At 53.1% G+C, this 15247-nt stretch carries 14 protein-coding genes; 5 read left to right on the top strand and 9 right to left on the bottom strand.

The annotated features are described in order from the left end of the window. The first annotated feature begins 360 nt into the window (after positions 1-360). The gene (locus Q31b_RS06200; protein WP_146598841.1) at positions 361-534 is read left to right on the top strand and encodes a hypothetical protein; all 174 of its coding nucleotides are present in this window, start codon (positions 361-363) and stop codon (positions 532-534) included. 322 nt (positions 535-856) lie between these two features. Here the strand turns inward: Q31b_RS06200 and Q31b_RS06195 are convergent, their stop codons facing one another. Next, on the bottom strand, positions 857-2545 hold the full coding sequence (locus Q31b_RS06195; protein WP_146599378.1) for a glutamine--tRNA ligase/YqeY domain fusion protein: 1689 nt from the start codon (positions 2543-2545) through the stop codon (positions 857-859). Between the two features lie 397 nt (positions 2546-2942). Between Q31b_RS06195 and Q31b_RS06190 the strand changes: the two genes are divergently transcribed. Next, positions 2943-3188 (top strand): WYL domain-containing protein, encoded by a 246-nt coding sequence (locus tag Q31b_RS06190; protein ID WP_231617351.1) that lies wholly within the window; start codon positions 2943-2945, stop codon positions 3186-3188. A gap of 727 nt (positions 3189-3915) precedes the next feature. Here the strand turns inward: Q31b_RS06190 and Q31b_RS06185 are convergent. From Q31b_RS06185 to Q31b_RS29585, 3 genes are all read right to left on the bottom strand, one after another. Continuing rightward, a complete protein-coding gene (locus Q31b_RS06185; RefSeq protein ID WP_146598840.1) occupies positions 3916-4572 on the bottom strand; it encodes a tetratricopeptide repeat protein in 657 nt (218 codons plus the stop codon). Between the two features lie 69 nt (positions 4573-4641). Next, the gene (locus Q31b_RS06180; protein ID WP_146598839.1) at positions 4642-5034 is read right to left on the bottom strand and encodes a hypothetical protein; all 393 of its coding nucleotides are present in this window, start codon (positions 5032-5034) and stop codon (positions 4642-4644) included. Positions 5035-5157: 123 nt separating this feature from the next. After that, on the bottom strand, positions 5158-5568 hold the full coding sequence (locus tag Q31b_RS29585; RefSeq protein ID WP_146598838.1) for a DUF1720 domain-containing protein: 411 nt from the start codon (positions 5566-5568) through the stop codon (positions 5158-5160). 31 nt (positions 5569-5599) lie between these two features. Here Q31b_RS29585 and Q31b_RS06170 point away from each other — a divergent pair, with 31 nt between their 5' ends. Next, positions 5600-7027, top strand: a complete 1428-nt coding sequence (locus Q31b_RS06170) for a phytoene desaturase family protein (RefSeq protein ID WP_146598837.1) — start codon at positions 5600-5602, stop codon at positions 7025-7027. A gap of 523 nt (positions 7028-7550) precedes the next feature. Here Q31b_RS06170 and Q31b_RS06165 read toward each other — a convergent pair. Then, entirely contained in the window at positions 7551-8303 is a 753-nt protein-coding gene (locus Q31b_RS06165) for a gamma-glutamyl-gamma-aminobutyrate hydrolase family protein (protein ID WP_146598836.1), read from the bottom strand. Beyond that, positions 8293-8577 (bottom strand): hypothetical protein, encoded by a 285-nt coding sequence (locus tag Q31b_RS06160; RefSeq protein WP_146598835.1) that lies wholly within the window; start codon positions 8575-8577, stop codon positions 8293-8295. The genes Q31b_RS06165 and Q31b_RS06160 overlap by 11 nt, the downstream gene beginning before the upstream one ends. A gap of 256 nt (positions 8578-8833) precedes the next feature. Between Q31b_RS06160 and Q31b_RS06155 the strand changes: the two genes are divergently transcribed. Continuing rightward, positions 8834-9940 (top strand): 3-oxoacyl-ACP synthase III, encoded by a 1107-nt coding sequence (locus Q31b_RS06155; RefSeq protein WP_146598834.1) that lies wholly within the window; start codon positions 8834-8836, stop codon positions 9938-9940. Next, entirely contained in the window at positions 9930-10775 is an 846-nt protein-coding gene (locus Q31b_RS06150; RefSeq protein ID WP_146598833.1) for a hypothetical protein, read from the top strand. Before Q31b_RS06155 ends, Q31b_RS06150 begins: the two co-directional genes overlap by 11 nt. A gap of 8 nt (positions 10776-10783) precedes the next feature. Here Q31b_RS06150 and Q31b_RS06145 read toward each other — a convergent pair whose 3' ends face one another. The 3 genes from Q31b_RS06145 to Q31b_RS06135 all read right to left on the bottom strand — a co-directional run bounded on the left by Q31b_RS06145 (position 10784) and on the right by Q31b_RS06135 (position 15143). Continuing rightward, the gene (locus tag Q31b_RS06145) at positions 10784-12319 is read right to left on the bottom strand and encodes a hypothetical protein (RefSeq protein WP_146598832.1); all 1536 of its coding nucleotides are present in this window, start codon (positions 12317-12319) and stop codon (positions 10784-10786) included. Between the two features lie 240 nt (positions 12320-12559). Continuing rightward, a complete protein-coding gene (locus Q31b_RS06140) occupies positions 12560-13279 on the bottom strand; it encodes a YggS family pyridoxal phosphate-dependent enzyme (RefSeq protein WP_146598831.1) in 720 nt (239 codons plus the stop codon). After that, positions 13272-15143 carry a hypothetical protein gene (locus tag Q31b_RS06135; protein WP_146598830.1) on the bottom strand — a complete coding sequence of 624 codons (1872 nt, stop codon included), beginning with the start codon at positions 15141-15143 and terminating at the stop codon, positions 13272-13274. The genes Q31b_RS06140 and Q31b_RS06135 overlap by 8 nt, the downstream gene beginning before the upstream one ends. Positions 15144-15247 lie beyond the last annotated feature (104 nt).

The raw sequence follows: 15247 nt of genomic DNA, 5'->3' as shown, positions 1-15247 counted from the left end.
TTGTCCGCTTATCACTTCAATGGGCGCGAATGAAGAAAAGTTGGGCCGGTGAAGCCGGGATGGAATAGGTAGAAGATTCTTGGTAGCCGTTCACGGCCTTCGGCCATGAACGAGCATTCTTAATCCTAACCTTACTCATTATCTTGATCCATTCGTTGGCAAGATTCGGGCATTTGTTTGCATTGGACGCAAGAATGGATCGTGATTCCGCTCAGTGAATTTTGTATAGAGTTGGTTCGCAATCCGCCGTCAACGAAAGAGGCTGGGAATCTCGCTGCGCGCTTCAGAACCGTACAATACAAGACTGATGAGTGCGACGTTCCGCAAGATTACGATCTTTCGAAGGATTGCTTTCGTTTCATGTTCGACAGTGACGTTGAGCCGACAAACAATCGCAGCGAGCAGCCGATTCGTCACTGCGTGATCGATCGCCGGATCACTCAAGGCACGCGAGGTACGGTTGGCCAAAGATATCATGAGCGAATGTGGACGATGATTGAGACCTGCTGCTTGGTCTTGATTCGTGTGTATTAGCGTTGATTCGTGTTCTCAAACTTTCCTGATTCGTATTCGTCCCCCTCTTGAATGTCGGCGGCAAAGACGAACCGCTAATGCACGCTAAGCGACGCTGATCAAACCATTCGAAGCAGACCACCGATGCTTGATTAGCGTTCCTAAGCGTCGATTAGCGGTTTTGAGTTGCTGCACGGACACACCAAATAACCTGAACTTTCATTCGCGTCCATTCGCGTGATTGGCGAGCAAAGCACTTTGTCCAGCATTCTGTTAGTGGTTTGCCCGCGAATGGACGCTCATGAAATCCGTGTCTGAGTGAAAGAACGAAAACCGTTTCGGTTCAGTTCGTCTTCCCTTTCGCTTCCATATTCCCCCACGTGTCACGTAACGGTACGATCCGATTGAACACCTTTTTCTCTTCCGTCGAATCGGGGTCAACCACAAAGTAGCCGAGCCGTTCGAATTGGACACGGTCGCCCACCTTCGCTTTCGCTAGCTCTGGTTCGACCCTCGCCGTGATCACTTTTAGCGAATCAGGGTTCAAATAATCGACGAACGTTTTGCCTTCTTCTGGTTTCCCAGGATTTTCAACGGTAAACAAACGGTCGTACAATCGCACTTCGACTTTGGCAGCATGAGGAGCACTGACCCAGTGGATCGTGCCTTTCACCTTGCGGCCTGACGTATCTTGTCCGCTCTTGGAATCGGGGTCATAGGTACACAGTACCTCGATGATGTTTCCATCCTCATCTTTGACGACGTCGTGGCAATCGACGATGTAGCCTGCCCGAAGCCGAACCGCTCCTCCCTTTTTGAGCCGGAAGAACTTGCGAGGTGCTTCTTCGCGAAAGTCCTCTTGCTCGATCAACAAGTTGCCCGAGAATGGCACTTCACGGGTTCCTTCGCTTGGGTCACCTGGGTTATTGACCGCTTTGGCCATCTCGATTTTCCCTTCAGGCCAATTCGTGATCGTTAGTTTGATAGGATCGAGTACGGCCATTCGCCTTGGTGCGACCGCGTTCAAATGTTCGCGAACGGCGTTTTCCAAACGGACGATATCAATTGTTCCATTGAACTTGGCAACGCCCGCATCCGCACAGAATTGGCGGATCGATTCAGGGGTATAGCCGCGGCGACGATAGCCGACGAGCGTTGGCATCCGGGGGTCGTCCCAGCCGCTAACCATGCCCTCTTTGACCATTCGCAGCATGTGCCGTTTACCGATCAATAGCGTGCTAAGTTTCAGTTTCGCAAACTCGATTTGCCGAGGATGGTGAATACCAAGCTTCTGACAATACCAATCGTAGAGAGGCCGATGATTTTCAAACTCCAGCGTACAAATCGAGAACGAGATTCCTTCGATCGAATCGCTTTGACCGTGTGTCCAATCGTAGGTCGGATAGATGCACCAGGTATCGCCGGTGCGGTGGTGAGTGGCACGCAAGATTCGGTACATCACGGGGTCACGCAGATTGATATTCGGCGACGCCATGTCGATTTTTGCGCGCAGCGACCGTGATCCATCGGGAAATTCACCTGCCCGCATGCGGCGAAACAGATCAAGGTTTTCTTCGGGCGTGCGATCGCGGAATGGGCTGTTGCGACCTGGTTCGGTCAACGAACCCCGGTACTCGCGGGTCTGGTCCGCCGTCAGATCACAAACGTACGCGTGCCCCTCGCTGATCAGCTTTTCGGCCCACTCGTAGAGCTGCTCAAAATAGTCGCTGGCGTAATGCAGACTATCCCACTCGAAGCCGAGCCAACGGATGTCGTCCATGATCGATTCGACGTACTCGGTTTCTTCTTTGGTCGGATTGGTATCGTCGAACCGTAGATTGCATGTCCCGTTATACTGCTTTGCCAATCCAAAGTTCAGGCAGATCGCCTTGGCGTGCCCGATGTGTAGGTATCCATTCGGTTCGGGGGGGAACCGTGTAAAGACACCTTGAAACCGGCCTGACGCCAGATCAGCTTCAATCGCTTGTTGAACAAAATTCTTGTTTTCGCGTTTTGCGTCCTGCTCGGTCATAGGAATGGCTTCACGTAGCAATAGGGTGAATCGTTGAATTGAAAGTTGACAGGCATCAACAAGACTGTCGTTACCGTCTGCGTAGGTTACGCCAATTCGCAAGCGGTCTCAATCGGTCGATCTCCTTGCCCCGTTTTGTGTTACGGGGGCCATTCGAGATTTCGTCTGCCGTTTTCCGTCGAACGCCGTCAACCCAATGGTTCGTGTCGGAACAGAGACAAGCCATTGGCGTTTCAGGCAACGTTTCCCTCTGCAAAACACGCCGGAAGTAAAAATGAAAAAAATTTGCTGACCTGTGACCAGACGTGTCACGGGGGACGGCAATACTAAGAATGTGCTGACAACGAGTCAGCCGAACTGTTTGCTATGCGGTTTCATTCCAGTGGGGGAAATTAAGATGAATACGAATCTGCGCCGGGCGATGCAAGATTGTGACAACTACGTGATTGAAATGGATTATGCGGATGCCAAAGGAAACCAAACGCACCGAATCGTCAGCCCGATCCGATTTATGGGTAGCTACCGATTCTTAGGCCTTTGCCTATGTCGCGAGGCGCCACGCCAATTCCAACTTTCACGCTGCAAAAACGTCCGCCTCGTGGCGGCATCCGAAGTCATGATGCCAGTAGCGATCTCGGGTTAGACAGTGGCCCGGGAGCCGTTGTTTGCAGGCGACTCCCGATGCAGGCGGCTCATCGAATTGCCTAAAACCCTTGGCTAGCGACACGATTTTCCAGGTGGGTGGATTTCGTCCCGGTAGGGACGGCAATACCGCGCCGGGACGTGAGCCCCCGGTCAAAAAAAATGGCTCTTCAGAATAATCCGGGCTAGGGACAACGGGTCCGCGAGGGAAGAATGTCTCGCTTGGCCTTGATAAAACGGCTTGTTTTGCCGAGGTATATTTTTGAACGTCCGATTGCCGATGCACCGAAAACATTCTTTTTGCTCTGCGGTGCCTGAAAAACCTACCCTTCGGTACTTGGGATGGATGAATCAACCCACGGATTCTGCGGTCGAGCCAAAAAAATAAGACGGTCCTTGAAGCCCAGCGGCGGCAGTAATCCGCCCAACTCGGCTTTTTCGAAGTTTGTTCCGTCACATTGAGGACTCGTGGTGCGTCAAGCCTCATTTTGGGGTCGTGGACGAGGCAACGAGTCCTTTGGGACCGCTGTGCCGAAAGGGACTCGTAACCTCGTCCACGACGACCACCCTGATTTCTAATCGGGACAAAGCACTAGGAACGCACTGTTTCGTTTGCTCGGGCAGCAAGCAAATCGATGTCGATAGCTACTCCCTAAGAGATACACCCTAAGAGCTACGCCCTAAGAGCTACGCTCCAGCCATTGCGTTGAGTCCACGGCATACTGGGATTAGACCCCGTGGGAGAGAGGGGAGCTTTTTTCTGGGGGATTCTCTGCGGTCTCTGGGACTGGCATGGAAGCTCCCCGTGCTTTGTCTATCTCCAATGCAGAGGCTTGTTTGACAGCTTGCTCTAGCGGTTGCTGTGGTGCCAAATCGAGCTCAAATTCAAACTCGCCGGGCTCAAAGCTGATTGGGATGACGCAATTTTGGGGCTCGATACGATTCAGCTTCCAATCGAGCCGCCGCCACCATGACAACGTTTTAGCCCATGCCTTGATCGCAGCACGGATTTCCAACGCTCGTTCGGATGTTCTGGACTGACAAGACTCGAGCAGATCGAGTCCGCCGCTGGGAGATCCATGAAGGATCATGGCGGTGGCGAAATTTCGTTTACAGGAATCGCCCAACTCGGGACGAACCATGGCGCTGCCGGGCAACAACGCAAAGGAGCGATAAATCGAAATCGCTTCCGAAGTTTGACCTGATCGCAGTAAACAGACGGCCAAGATGTCGAGGACATGGTAGTCACGCGAGGCCGTGCGAAGTATCGCCGAGGCCGCCGCATAATCTTTTTTCGCGATCAACACTTTTGCTCGCGAGATGGTTGAATGCTTTGCAGTCACATGGTTGGATGCAGGCGCATTGGTATTGGTAGAACCAGACATTTTTTGAACTCTTTCAAAAGAACGGTGTGCGTAAAGAAAATACAGATAAAGCGTTAGAAACCACCGCTATTAAATCTGTAAACGCACATTCATCCTTTGAAGCGTTGCACACCGAGTCCGCGACGCGTTAACGCGGTTTGTTGCGTCTTGGTCGATACCCAAGCGGCGCGTATCGAGCACCCTTGCGACCAAACCACCGAGCACCGGTGTGGTGAAATCAAGCAAACTTTCGCCGGGGGTGACTGCTTCTTCGATTGCCGAAGTCGTCGCCATGCCGAGGTTTGACTGAATCGTCGATTGATGATTGCCTCGCTTTGCCGAAAACTCAAATCCACAGGGGATCGACTGGCAGGCAATGATGGCGACAATGAACAGAAGCAGAAGTTGGCGAACGACGAAACGCCATCTCTTGGGCAGAGACCCTACAAACGATGACTCACAAGATGATCTTCGATCGCTCATGGAACAAACAGCTTTGGAAATTGATGAGTCCTCAGAGAACGGTCGTTGCAAGGACATTCCAAATTATCGGCAGGTCGAGAGAGGAAATCAATGGGTGAAATTTTTAAAACTTGAATCGCAGCACTAGTGCTGCGTCACCGCTTGATTTTCGGCTTGGCAACAGAGTGCTAGGGCCTCTTGCCCCCAGTGAGCCCCAACCACGCATCTTGCCCCAGTAGGCTGCGGCTGGAAGCCCCAGCCACGCATCTTGCCCCCAGTAGGCTGCGGCTGGAAGCCCCAGCCACGAAAGTGCTTGCCCTCATTCTTCGTGGTGCGGGAGCCACGCTGGAGACGTGGTTTGTGTCGGTGCCGGTAGCGAAACCGTCTTGACAGAAAAAAACGTTCGATTCGCCTATTAGACGAACCTTGGCTCCTCGGCGGAGCCGGCGTTTTGTTGTACGGTAATAAACCTCCTGCGGCAGCCTCCAATCGAGTTTTTGCCGAATAGCAGCCGAATAGTAGCCGAATCGTAATCGAGCATCGGCCCCCTTTCATTCAACCCTTCCATTAGACATTTAGCGATTTTATGCCACGCGATTTTTTGAAAGATGCTGCGGACGAGTACGATGTTGTTGTGATCGGCAGCGGATTGGCTGGTATGACGAGTGCCAACATCTTAGGCCGTGCCGGTCACCGCGTTTTGCTCCTCGAACAACACTACAAACTGGGCGGATTGGCAACTTGGTTTTTACGGCCTGGTGGCCATACCTTTGACGTTTCTCTACATGGTTTTCCCCACGGCATGATTAAGTCGTGCCGTCGCTATTGGAACCGGGATATTGCCGATCGAATCGTTCAATTGACGAATATCCGCTTCGACAATCCGCAGTTTTCACTTTCGACCACTTTCAATCGCGAAGATTTTACGCGGTTGTTGACGACCAAGTTTGGTATCGAACCACAAACGGTATCCGATTTCTTCGACACCGCTCGGTCGATGAACTTTTATGATGATCAGAGCACGACGACGAAACAGTTGTTCGATCGGTTTTTCCCAGGCCGCGATGATGTGGTCCGGTTACTTATGGAACCGATCACGTACGCTAACGGTTCGACCCTAGAAGACCCCGCGATTACCTATGGAATCGTGTTCAGCAATTTTATGAGCAAAGGTGTCTTTATTTACGAAGGCGGAACCGATGATCTGATCGCTCGGATGAAGAAAGAGTTGCTCAAGAACAATGTGGATATCCGCATTCGTTGTGGGGTCGATCGAATTGGGGTCAAAGACGGACGTGTCGAGTCCGTCGACGTCAACGGACGAACGATTCGCTGCCGTGCGGTCGTCAGCAATGCGAACCTCAAAACGACCATCCTGAAAATGCTCGGTACCGAGTCGCTCGATAAAAGTTTTGTCGAGCGAGCCGATGCGGTGCGGCTCAACAATAGCAGCACGCAAGTCTACATGGCGCTGAAGGAAGGTGAAGCGATCGATGAATGCGGCGATCTGTTTTTCACCAGTACGGCGAAAGAGTTTCGCACCGATTTGCTGCTTAGCCGGGACATCACCAGTCGGACGTTTAGTTTCTATTATCCACGCACACGGCCGGAGAAAAAAGAACGCTATGCGATCGTCAGTAGCACCAACGCAAATTGGTCAGACTGGGCCGATCTGAATGAACTCGATTATCAAGCCAGCAAACAAGACTTGGTAGAAACGACGATTGGTGCTTTGGAAAAGTACATTCCAGGAATTCGCGATAAAATCGATCGTGCAGAAGCGGCAACGCCAATCACGTTCAAGCATTACACGCGGCACGAGATGGGAGCTAGCTTTGGAACGAAGTTCGAAGGCTTGGGCGTCAGTCGCGAATTGCCGCAGCAAGTCGGCGGTATGTACCATGCCGGCAGCGTCGGCATCATCATGAGCGGATGGCTAGGAGCGATAAACTATGGCGTCATCGTCAGCAACGAAGTTGACCAAGATTTGTTGAAAACGGCGCCAGCCGTTTGATTTCTGGCCCGCCGGGTATGCTCCGGAGCGGAGGAACCGCGGGCGGCCACACATTGATGCTCCGCCCGAGCATGTCAGACGGAGGCAAAAAACACAGCCCTATGAAACTCGGTTGCGTTTCCTAAAGTACGAAATCCAAACAAAAAAAGCCGGGCGTGCCTCAACTCGTTGCACGCCCGGCCTCGAAGTCAGCCATGACTTATTCATTTAGCAAAATTTAATTATCCCAAGTTATCGGTCGCATCCAAGCGTGACTCACCCGCCATCCTAGTGGGTGTTTGTGGCGAAACAGTCGGTCTCAAAACCAAGACATCTTGTCAAGTTCGTCGCGAATCCATCCGCGGATTTCGAGGCTTCATGTCGTTCACACAAATCAATGGGTACAAATTTTCCTATCTGACACATCCTTGTGTACGCTTGCTGGGATTCCGAAGTCGTTCCTTGCACGGTTTCCCAAAACGATCTCTTCAGCTCAGAGATCCGAACTCCATTGTTTCGCTTTCGCAATCGGCTGGCAAGCCGGTTAGGCTACCAAACGTAGGTCTTCGACGCTCATTCGATCGCGAGCACCGTCAACAAATTCCTCAAAAATACGGATATCAAGTGCCGATGCCGCGGCACATTCAGGATGGAATTGGGTGCCAACGGCAAACCAGTCCATCATTTCGCTTTCAATTGCTTCGATCACGCCATCTGGACACTTCGCGGTGACGCGGAAGCCCGGTGCCACTTCGTCTATCGCCATGTGATGCCGACTGCTAACGCGGATTTCGCCATCGCCATAGACGCGGCCGATCAACGAATCACTCTCGACATTCAATGTATGTCGGTGATTGGGGTCTTGAGGGTCATGGTGAGGCACTGCATTCGGTAGGTCCTCTTTGATATTCAAAAACAGGTTGCCGCCCTGATGCACGTTCATGAGCTGCATCCCCGTTCCAATACCCAAAAGTGGCATCCTTCGCTCTGAGATTTCGGCAATCAATAAGCGGTCGCTGGTTTCGCGAACCGGATCCAAAGGCCGTACCGAAGGGTGCAACATGAAACCATCGTTGCGTGGATCTAAGTCCCCACCGCCAATCATGACAAAGCCGTGTAAGGCATCTAAGGCGGTTCGAATCGAATCCGAATCGTCCATCGGAGGCAAAACAACAGGAATCCCTCCTGCTTTCAATACCGACTGAAAGTAGCCCGCTGCGACATAACTGTATGCGGGCATGTTACGAGCAGCTGCACGATAGTCGGCGTTAATGCCGATCAATGGTTTACACGTCATCCGAAAGGTCCTCTTCGAAGTTCGCGGGTTGTAAGAATTTCGACGCCACAATCTTGTTGCGTCGATGCACAGTGGTTAACAAAGGAAACTGGCGAACGCCGAATTTCAGAAGGCTATACAGCGCCTCGCGAAACACGATCACCGAAAGAAGAAACGCCACAAACCGGACGGATGTAAACCGATTGGTCGCGAGCGTTTTCGTTGAGATGTCAGTGAGCGCCATCTTGGCTTTCAACCCATCTTGACGGTCGACGATCTTTCGTAGCGATTTCACTAACCAAGGCCGCCGTTGCAAACCACCGTTGGCAACACACGATGTGTTACCGGCGATGGGGAAGATCGTAGAAATGTTTTGAACTTTTTCAAACCTCGTTCACAAATAGTGGAATACCGACACTGCTAGCACTATATGGAGTGCTATCAATCTGTTTTGTTGCTAGCAAGATGGTGTCACATGATGCTGTTCAGATCGACCTTGGCGGTGTATAAAGCTGTTCAACTTCAGCCTAGACAAGGACTTAGGACAGACGATGCAATTCAATAACGTTTGCTTGGAATCGATTGGGGCGATAATTCCCGATGAGATTTGGAACAGCGAGAAAATTGAGACCGATTTAGCGCCTCTTTATTCGCGTCTAAAGCTGCCCGAAGGTCGGCTAGCGTTGATGAGCGGGATCGATGAGCGACGGGTTTGGTCACGCGGGACAATGCCGAGCGGTCCGAGTGTCCAAAGTGCTAATGCGGCGATCGATGCCGTGGGAATCGACCGTCAGGAGATCGGTTGTCTGATTCACGCCAGTGTTTGTCGAGACTTTTTAGAGCCGGCAACGGCGTCACGCGTTCACCATGAGCTGGGCTTGCCCCACGATTGCTGGGTTTATGACGTTTCGAACGCCTGTTTAGGGGTGATGAACGGAGCGGTCCAGATCGCGATGATGATCGAATCGGGTGCCATTCGTGCCGGGATCGTGGTCGGGACCGAAAACAGTCGTCCCTTACTTGAACAAACCATCTCCCGTTTGAATGCCGATTCGTCTCTGACCCGCAAAAGCGTCAAACCAGCTTTCGCTTCGCTCACGATCGGCTCGGGTAGTTGTGCATGGTTGTTGGTGCATCGTGATTTGTCTTCGTCGAATAAGCAAACTCCGTCGAGCACTCTTATCGAAACGGCGGTTGCCGAAGCGAGAACCGAATTCAATGATTTGTGCCGCAGCGACCAAGATTCAGCCGGTTCAGGGATGCAGCCATTGATGGACACGGATTCGGAACGTTTGATGGCGGAGGGTATCGCGACGGGCGTTGCGGGGTTGGAGCGTTTGCTATCCGAGTCGGGTTTGTCGCGAGGCGATTTCGATCGAACCGTTTGTCACCAAGTTGGTTCCCGTCACCGCGTCGAAATGCTCAAGGCGATGGGGTTTTCGATCGAAAACGACAGCGCCACGTTTGCCAAGTTGGGGAACACCGGATCGGTGGCCCTGCCGCTCACGCTCGCTGCCGCCGCCGCTCGCGGCGAATTGGTAGCAGGCAACCAAGTTGCGATGTTGGGGATCGGTTCCGGGATCAATAGCGTGATGTTGTCTGCCAAATGGGGCCAAACATCAATCAGCGGGAATCTCGCCGATCTGGATGCCCAGTAGGCGAGTCTCTCCGAGCCTCGCGCGTGCACGCTCAGTAGGCGAGTCTCTCCGAGACTCGTGCGTATTTGGCGTCTCGGCGAGACGCCGCTACGATTTGTGTGTATTCGGCGTCTCGGCGAGACGCCGCTACGATTTGTGTGTATTCGGCGTCTCGGCGAGACGCCGCTACGATTTGTGTGTATTTGGCGTCTCGGCGGGACGCCGCTACGATTTGCGTGCATTTGGCGTCTCGGCGAGACGCCGCTACGACTTGCGTGCATTCGGCGTCTCGGCGAGACGCTGCTACGATTTGCGTGCATTCGGCGTCTCGGCGAGACGCCGCTACGATTTGTGTGTATTCGGCGTCTCGGCGAGACGCCGCTACGATTTGCGTGCATTTGGCGTCTCGGCGAGACGCTGCTACGATTTGCGTGCATTCGGCGTCTCGGCGAGACGCCGCTACGATTTGTGTGTATTCGGCGTCTCGGCGAGACGCCGCTACGACTTGTGTGTATTTGGCGTCTCGGCGAGACGCTGCTACGATTTGCGTGCATTCGGCGTCTCGGCGAGACGCCGCTACGATTTGTGCGTATTCGGCGTCTCGGCGAGACGCCGCTACGACTTGTGCGTATTTGGCGACTCGGCGAGACGCTGCTACGATTTGTGTGTATTCGGCGTCTCGGCGAGACGCCGCTACGATTTGCGCGCATTCGGCGTCTCGGCGAGACGCCGCTACGATTTGTGCGTATTCGGCGTCTCGGCGAGACGCCGCTACGATTTGTGTGTATTTGGCGTCTCGGCGAGACGCCGCTACGATTTGTGTGTATTCGGCGTCTCGGCGAGACGCCGCTACTAGAGCCGCTCCTAGAAGTCGGCGCTGTATTTGTTCACCATTTCGCGGCGGATTGCCGCGGTCGCTTCGTCGAGTTGTTGCCAGATTTGCATCACCGAAGCCGCCCCAGAAGTCCGCTCTTGGCTGCGAATGATCGCATCGGTTCGTCCTTTTTCCATCAGGGATGCATTCATTGCGTTGACACCGACCGAAACGGATGGAGCACCATACATGTAGCCATTGTATCCGTTACCCGCTCGGTAACCGCCGTAGCTGTAGGCAACTCCACCGGACGACGCATTATTACTCTTGGTACGAAGCGATGATCGCATCCCGACACCCTTCATCATCATCTCGGCGCTGCGAAGTTGGTTCGCTGCATTGGCACCAAAATCAAGCATCGCCTCATCGACGTTCAAGATTGGCAATTGATCGATTTTGCGTGCGTAGCGGTCATACCAAACCGCAGCTTGGCCAAACGTTTTCGCGTTGTCGCGGCGAGGTTTTTCGTGCAAGTCGTCGAGCAGCGTCGTTATCGATTGAAAGTACTGCTGGGTCGCGATGCGTTTCGCCGTTCCTTCCTGATCGCTCCCCGGCGATTGCATCTCAACCATCGAATCGGCAAGTGTCGGTGGCAGGGAAAGCACACTCAACACGCGGCGAGTGCCTCCCGTTGACAACAACCCACGAAGCATAAACGCATTACCACTCACCGACGGTGTCCACTCTCGGAAATCTTCGATCATCAGACCTTGATTTTGCAACACTTCGATGATCAGATCTTTGCCAACTTTTTCCAACATGGCAGGTGATTCGGCGAAGTCGACTCGAATCGCACCGACCGTTTTGTCCTGGACCGTAATTCCGAGCGTGACCCCCTTTGCTCCAGCGATCAAATTGGCGTAGTCGTCGGGCGAAAGGCCGGAATCCTTCAGCGATTCGAATTTATCCATGTTATGCTTAATCGCGGTTTTCGAAAGCAAACCTTCGACGTCCAATGCCATCACGATTGGCGTGCCCACTTTATTGGCGTATCCGAATGCTTGCTCTAAGTAGTCGGATAATACCGCAGCGGTACCGACATCGGTCGACTTGAGCCATCGGGTAACGTCTTGGCGATTTGCAGGGGTATAGGACCCAACCAAATTGCCCATGATTTGGACGAGATAGCGATCATCGGGTAAACGAACCGCGGAGCGATCGGCGATCGTGTCCATCGTTCCACCAAAACGTTGGGCAGCGGTCGAGATATTGCGATCCGCCTTTAGTTTCATCATCCCCATTTCCCAAATCGATTGCCCGAATTCGTGATCGATTCGGCCCACCAACATCACCTCGGTTGCATCGGGTGGTAACGCCGAGATGCCAGCGTCGAAGGCAGCTTGGCGACGGGCCGCCCAACGATCGCGGTCGGCGACAGGGGAACCAAACAGTTTTTCGGCGTTAATGAGAATCAACGAATTGGCATCCGATGGGATGCGATACTTCATTCCTTCGAATTGGGCCTGGCCGACGGTGGGCAGCAAGGTAGCGGTCAGCAAAAAAGTTGTCATCAATAGTCGGTTCATCGTGGTCGCCAAAAAGGAGCAAGGGAATAGGAGTCGATCGACGGTACGCAGAGTATAGTTGGAAATCAAGGGTTTTCGTAGTGGATATCAGCCCTTTTGGCATTGGTGTTCATTCCGTTTGACTCGGGTCCAAAGGCCAAAATGCTCCAGTTGCACGGCTCGTAAGCTCAACGCGCAGTCCGATGGGCAGGCGGTTTAGCGGAGGAACCTTTTGCCGGGTTCCGTAGCGGCAGAAGCCGACTAAAGCGGTCGAATGAAGTCACATCCTTCGAACAGTCTTGACCCAATCCGGACCATGGTGGCCCCTTCCGCAATCGCTTCGTTAAAATCGCCACTCATCCCCATCGATAGTTCTGGCAGCGGAAGACTATGCTTTTTTTGCAGGTCATCCCTAAGCTGCCGAGTTTGGGAAAACTGAATTTTCGCTTCTTCGCGTTCGCTACCCCAACCTGCCATCGCCATCATGCCGATGATTTGGGCTCCCTGCTGAGGTCGGTCTAGCAATAAACGTTCAACCTGCTCGGGTGACAATCCTGTTTTGGCCTCATCGCCGCTGATGTTGACTTCGACCAACACCTTTATCACTCGGCTTTGTGCGACGGCTTCGGCGGCGATTGCCGCGAGCAAACGGGGGCTGTCAACGCTATGGATGATAGGCTCAAACGGCAGCGATCGTCTCAGTTTGTTGCGTTGGATATGCCCAATCAAATGCCACCGTATATCGTTTGGGAATACGATTTGCTCGTTCTTTTTCCAAAGCAACTGAGGTCGGTTTTCGCCAAGCTGATTGCAACCTGCCTCGACGAGTGCCAATGTTGCTTCCGCGTCGACGTACTTTGACACGCCGATAATTTGGACCGCCGAAGGCTCGCGATTCGCCGAGACGGCAGCCGCAGCAACTTCGGATCGAACCGTCTGCCAATTCTGTCGCAGTCTCGCAATGATGGTTGGTTCAATCATCCATCTGCTCTCTGTCGTCGACCGTTACCAAATCCTCATATTCGGCATCGCCCATGTCGAACCGTGCGGCAAAGAAATCGGCGACCAAGTTCTTGCCCATGATCGTCCGGCAACGTCGCAGTCCAAGGCTGCGGTAGAGCATCCATTGCTCACTTCCCGCTTGAATGCGAAACCCGACCGCTTCATTGCTTGTGCAGATTCGTCGTTCGTCGGCGACCGTCAATTGCCGCCAAGTTCGTTTTCGTTTAAAACGCCGTGGTTGGAAGTCAAGCCAAAGCGGTGCGTAAAGAGCCCCCCTACCCGAGTTGGTCATCATCAAATCGCCCCTTTCATCAGGTTCGAGCGCTGCGGTCGATGCGCCGATTCGCCATTCCGCAGCGGCCAAAGGTACCAACATTGCTTGTCGTTTGCGGCCTGCCAAAAAGATTTCGCGGGTTTCAGCTTCGGGATCGATAGAGACGGATTCAGCGATAGGCAATCGCATCGAGTAATCGATCTTCTCTTCGGACTTCTCTTCGGATTGACTGAGAACACTATCGGCGATCATGACACAGCGGTCTTCCCGCAGAAGCATGAACTGGCGTTGTAAAACGATGTCACCCGTCCAACTCTGTTCGAGTTCGAGGTAGTGAACGTCATCGTCGGTGTACTCGCAGCTGTACGTCCAACCGCTTGTGGGGGTTTGCGGACGAGAGTCGACTGCGATTTTCGTCTCCATCTCACCGGATAAAGCCTTCACGCGGCCAGCGAACAAATCGATCGAATTTTGCATTCCCGAGTATTGCAAATCGATACGTCCACGCCACACATTCCACTGAGGCAAGAGCGCAGCGACTTTTGCTTTGTCGCAGTGGTGATAGGAATCGGGTAGCGATACTTCCCACGCCAATCGCCCTGCATGAGGCGGCTTGCCCGCCTTGGGCGATCGTTTTAAGGTCGCAGAAATCGCTGGCTTTAGCGATTCGGGATCAAAATCAGCTGATCGGCTCAAGAGCCCAAAGTCGTTCAAGTCATCCATCACATCCTTGCGTTTCATGGTTTGAAATGCGCATCCACCATCGGGGGTCGTTAAGGCAGCAACCCACGTTGCAATCGTTTGCCCCGCGAGCATCGCATCCTTTGGAAACGTCTTTTTCTTCTTCGTCGTGCTACTTAGAATCGCACGGCAACGATAAAGGGATGCCAGTGCCAATCGCATTGAAGGCAAGTCGCTCAGTAGTGCAGGGACGGAATCCTCTCTGTGTTCGGACCATCGATCGAGGCAAGCGAGGGAGGATTTTCGTTGGCGTTTGCAGGACGGTACGTCTGCTAGTCGCCATGCCATCGTTAATCCCAGCTCCGCTCCGACCAGCAGTTGCAGAGGAGATTCGGCTGTCGCTTCTTGAAGGATTGACTCATGGTAGTGCAGTAAGGCACCCAGCAAATCCCACCATAGACCGGCCTCCAGAACGTTGGATAGACTGGGCATCGCTGCACACCAGACGACGGCATCGGCAGCCCGAACCGTGTCGAAAGGATAGGTTGCGAAATGCTCAATCGCTGCTCTTGTCTGTTTGGCATAATCGAGCGGACGAGTCGACAAGCGACGTTTCGGCTTTTGGTCACATGCCAATTGGCTCATCGCTATCCGTAGACTGTCGATTTCGTCACCTAACGCAACCGCTACACCCCATCGGTACACGTTTCCGCCAATTGCTGATTTCCCAAAAACGCTTTTCGCCGAATGACGCTGAGCCCGTTTCTGTAACTTTTGACGTAAACCGTTTCGTTGGGCACTGGGCAACGAGCTCGGCGGCGGAGCGTGAACCGACGGAGGATCAAACGGGGGGGGCGGTTGTGTCGAGCTCGATGTGTCGATAGACATGATGGTAAAATCAAAAAACGGATAATTTGAAGGCGATTGGGCGGGGAATCCCGTGTGCGTTTTTGCCTAGTCGAATATAACGAATGAACCTCTCGTCCCATACT

The sequence above is a fragment of the Novipirellula aureliae genome (genome assembly GCF_007860185.1).
Taxonomy (GTDB): Bacteria; Planctomycetota; Planctomycetia; order Pirellulales; family Pirellulaceae; genus Novipirellula_A; species Novipirellula_A aureliae.
Note: the sequence above shows the minus strand (reverse complement) of the source record. Positions and strands in the feature narration are given on the sequence as shown.

Bases quoted from the DNA above. Each gene is read 5' to 3' on its own strand.
- Q31b_RS06200 (WP_146598841.1), top strand. From the start codon at position 361: ATGTTCGACAGTGACGTTGAGCCGACAAACAATCGCAGCGAGCAGCCG.
- Q31b_RS06195 (WP_146599378.1), bottom strand. From the start codon at position 2,545: ATGACCGAGCAGGACGCAAAACGCGAAAACAAGAATTTTGTTCAACAA.
- Q31b_RS06190 (WP_231617351.1), top strand. From the start codon at position 2,943: ATGAATACGAATCTGCGCCGGGCGATGCAAGATTGTGACAACTACGTG.
- Q31b_RS06185 (WP_146598840.1), bottom strand. From the start codon at position 4,572: ATGTCTGGTTCTACCAATACCAATGCGCCTGCATCCAACCATGTGACT.
- Q31b_RS06180 (WP_146598839.1), bottom strand. From the start codon at position 5,034: ATGAGCGATCGAAGATCATCTTGTGAGTCATCGTTTGTAGGGTCTCTG.
- Q31b_RS29585 (WP_146598838.1), bottom strand. From the start codon at position 5,568: ATGAAAGGGGGCCGATGCTCGATTACGATTCGGCTACTATTCGGCTGC.
- Q31b_RS06170 (WP_146598837.1), top strand. From the start codon at position 5,600: ATGCCACGCGATTTTTTGAAAGATGCTGCGGACGAGTACGATGTTGTT.
- Q31b_RS06165 (WP_146598836.1), bottom strand. From the start codon at position 8,303: ATGACGTGTAAACCATTGATCGGCATTAACGCCGACTATCGTGCAGCT.
- Q31b_RS06155 (WP_146598834.1), top strand. From the start codon at position 8,834: ATGCAATTCAATAACGTTTGCTTGGAATCGATTGGGGCGATAATTCCC.
- Q31b_RS06150 (WP_146598833.1), top strand. From the start codon at position 9,930: ATGCCCAGTAGGCGAGTCTCTCCGAGCCTCGCGCGTGCACGCTCAGTA.
- Q31b_RS06145 (WP_146598832.1), bottom strand. From the start codon at position 12,319: ATGAACCGACTATTGATGACAACTTTTTTGCTGACCGCTACCTTGCTG.
- Q31b_RS06140 (WP_146598831.1), bottom strand. From the start codon at position 13,279: ATGATTGAACCAACCATCATTGCGAGACTGCGACAGAATTGGCAGACG.
- Q31b_RS06135 (WP_146598830.1), bottom strand. From the start codon at position 15,143: ATGTCTATCGACACATCGAGCTCGACACAACCGCCCCCCCCGTTTGAT.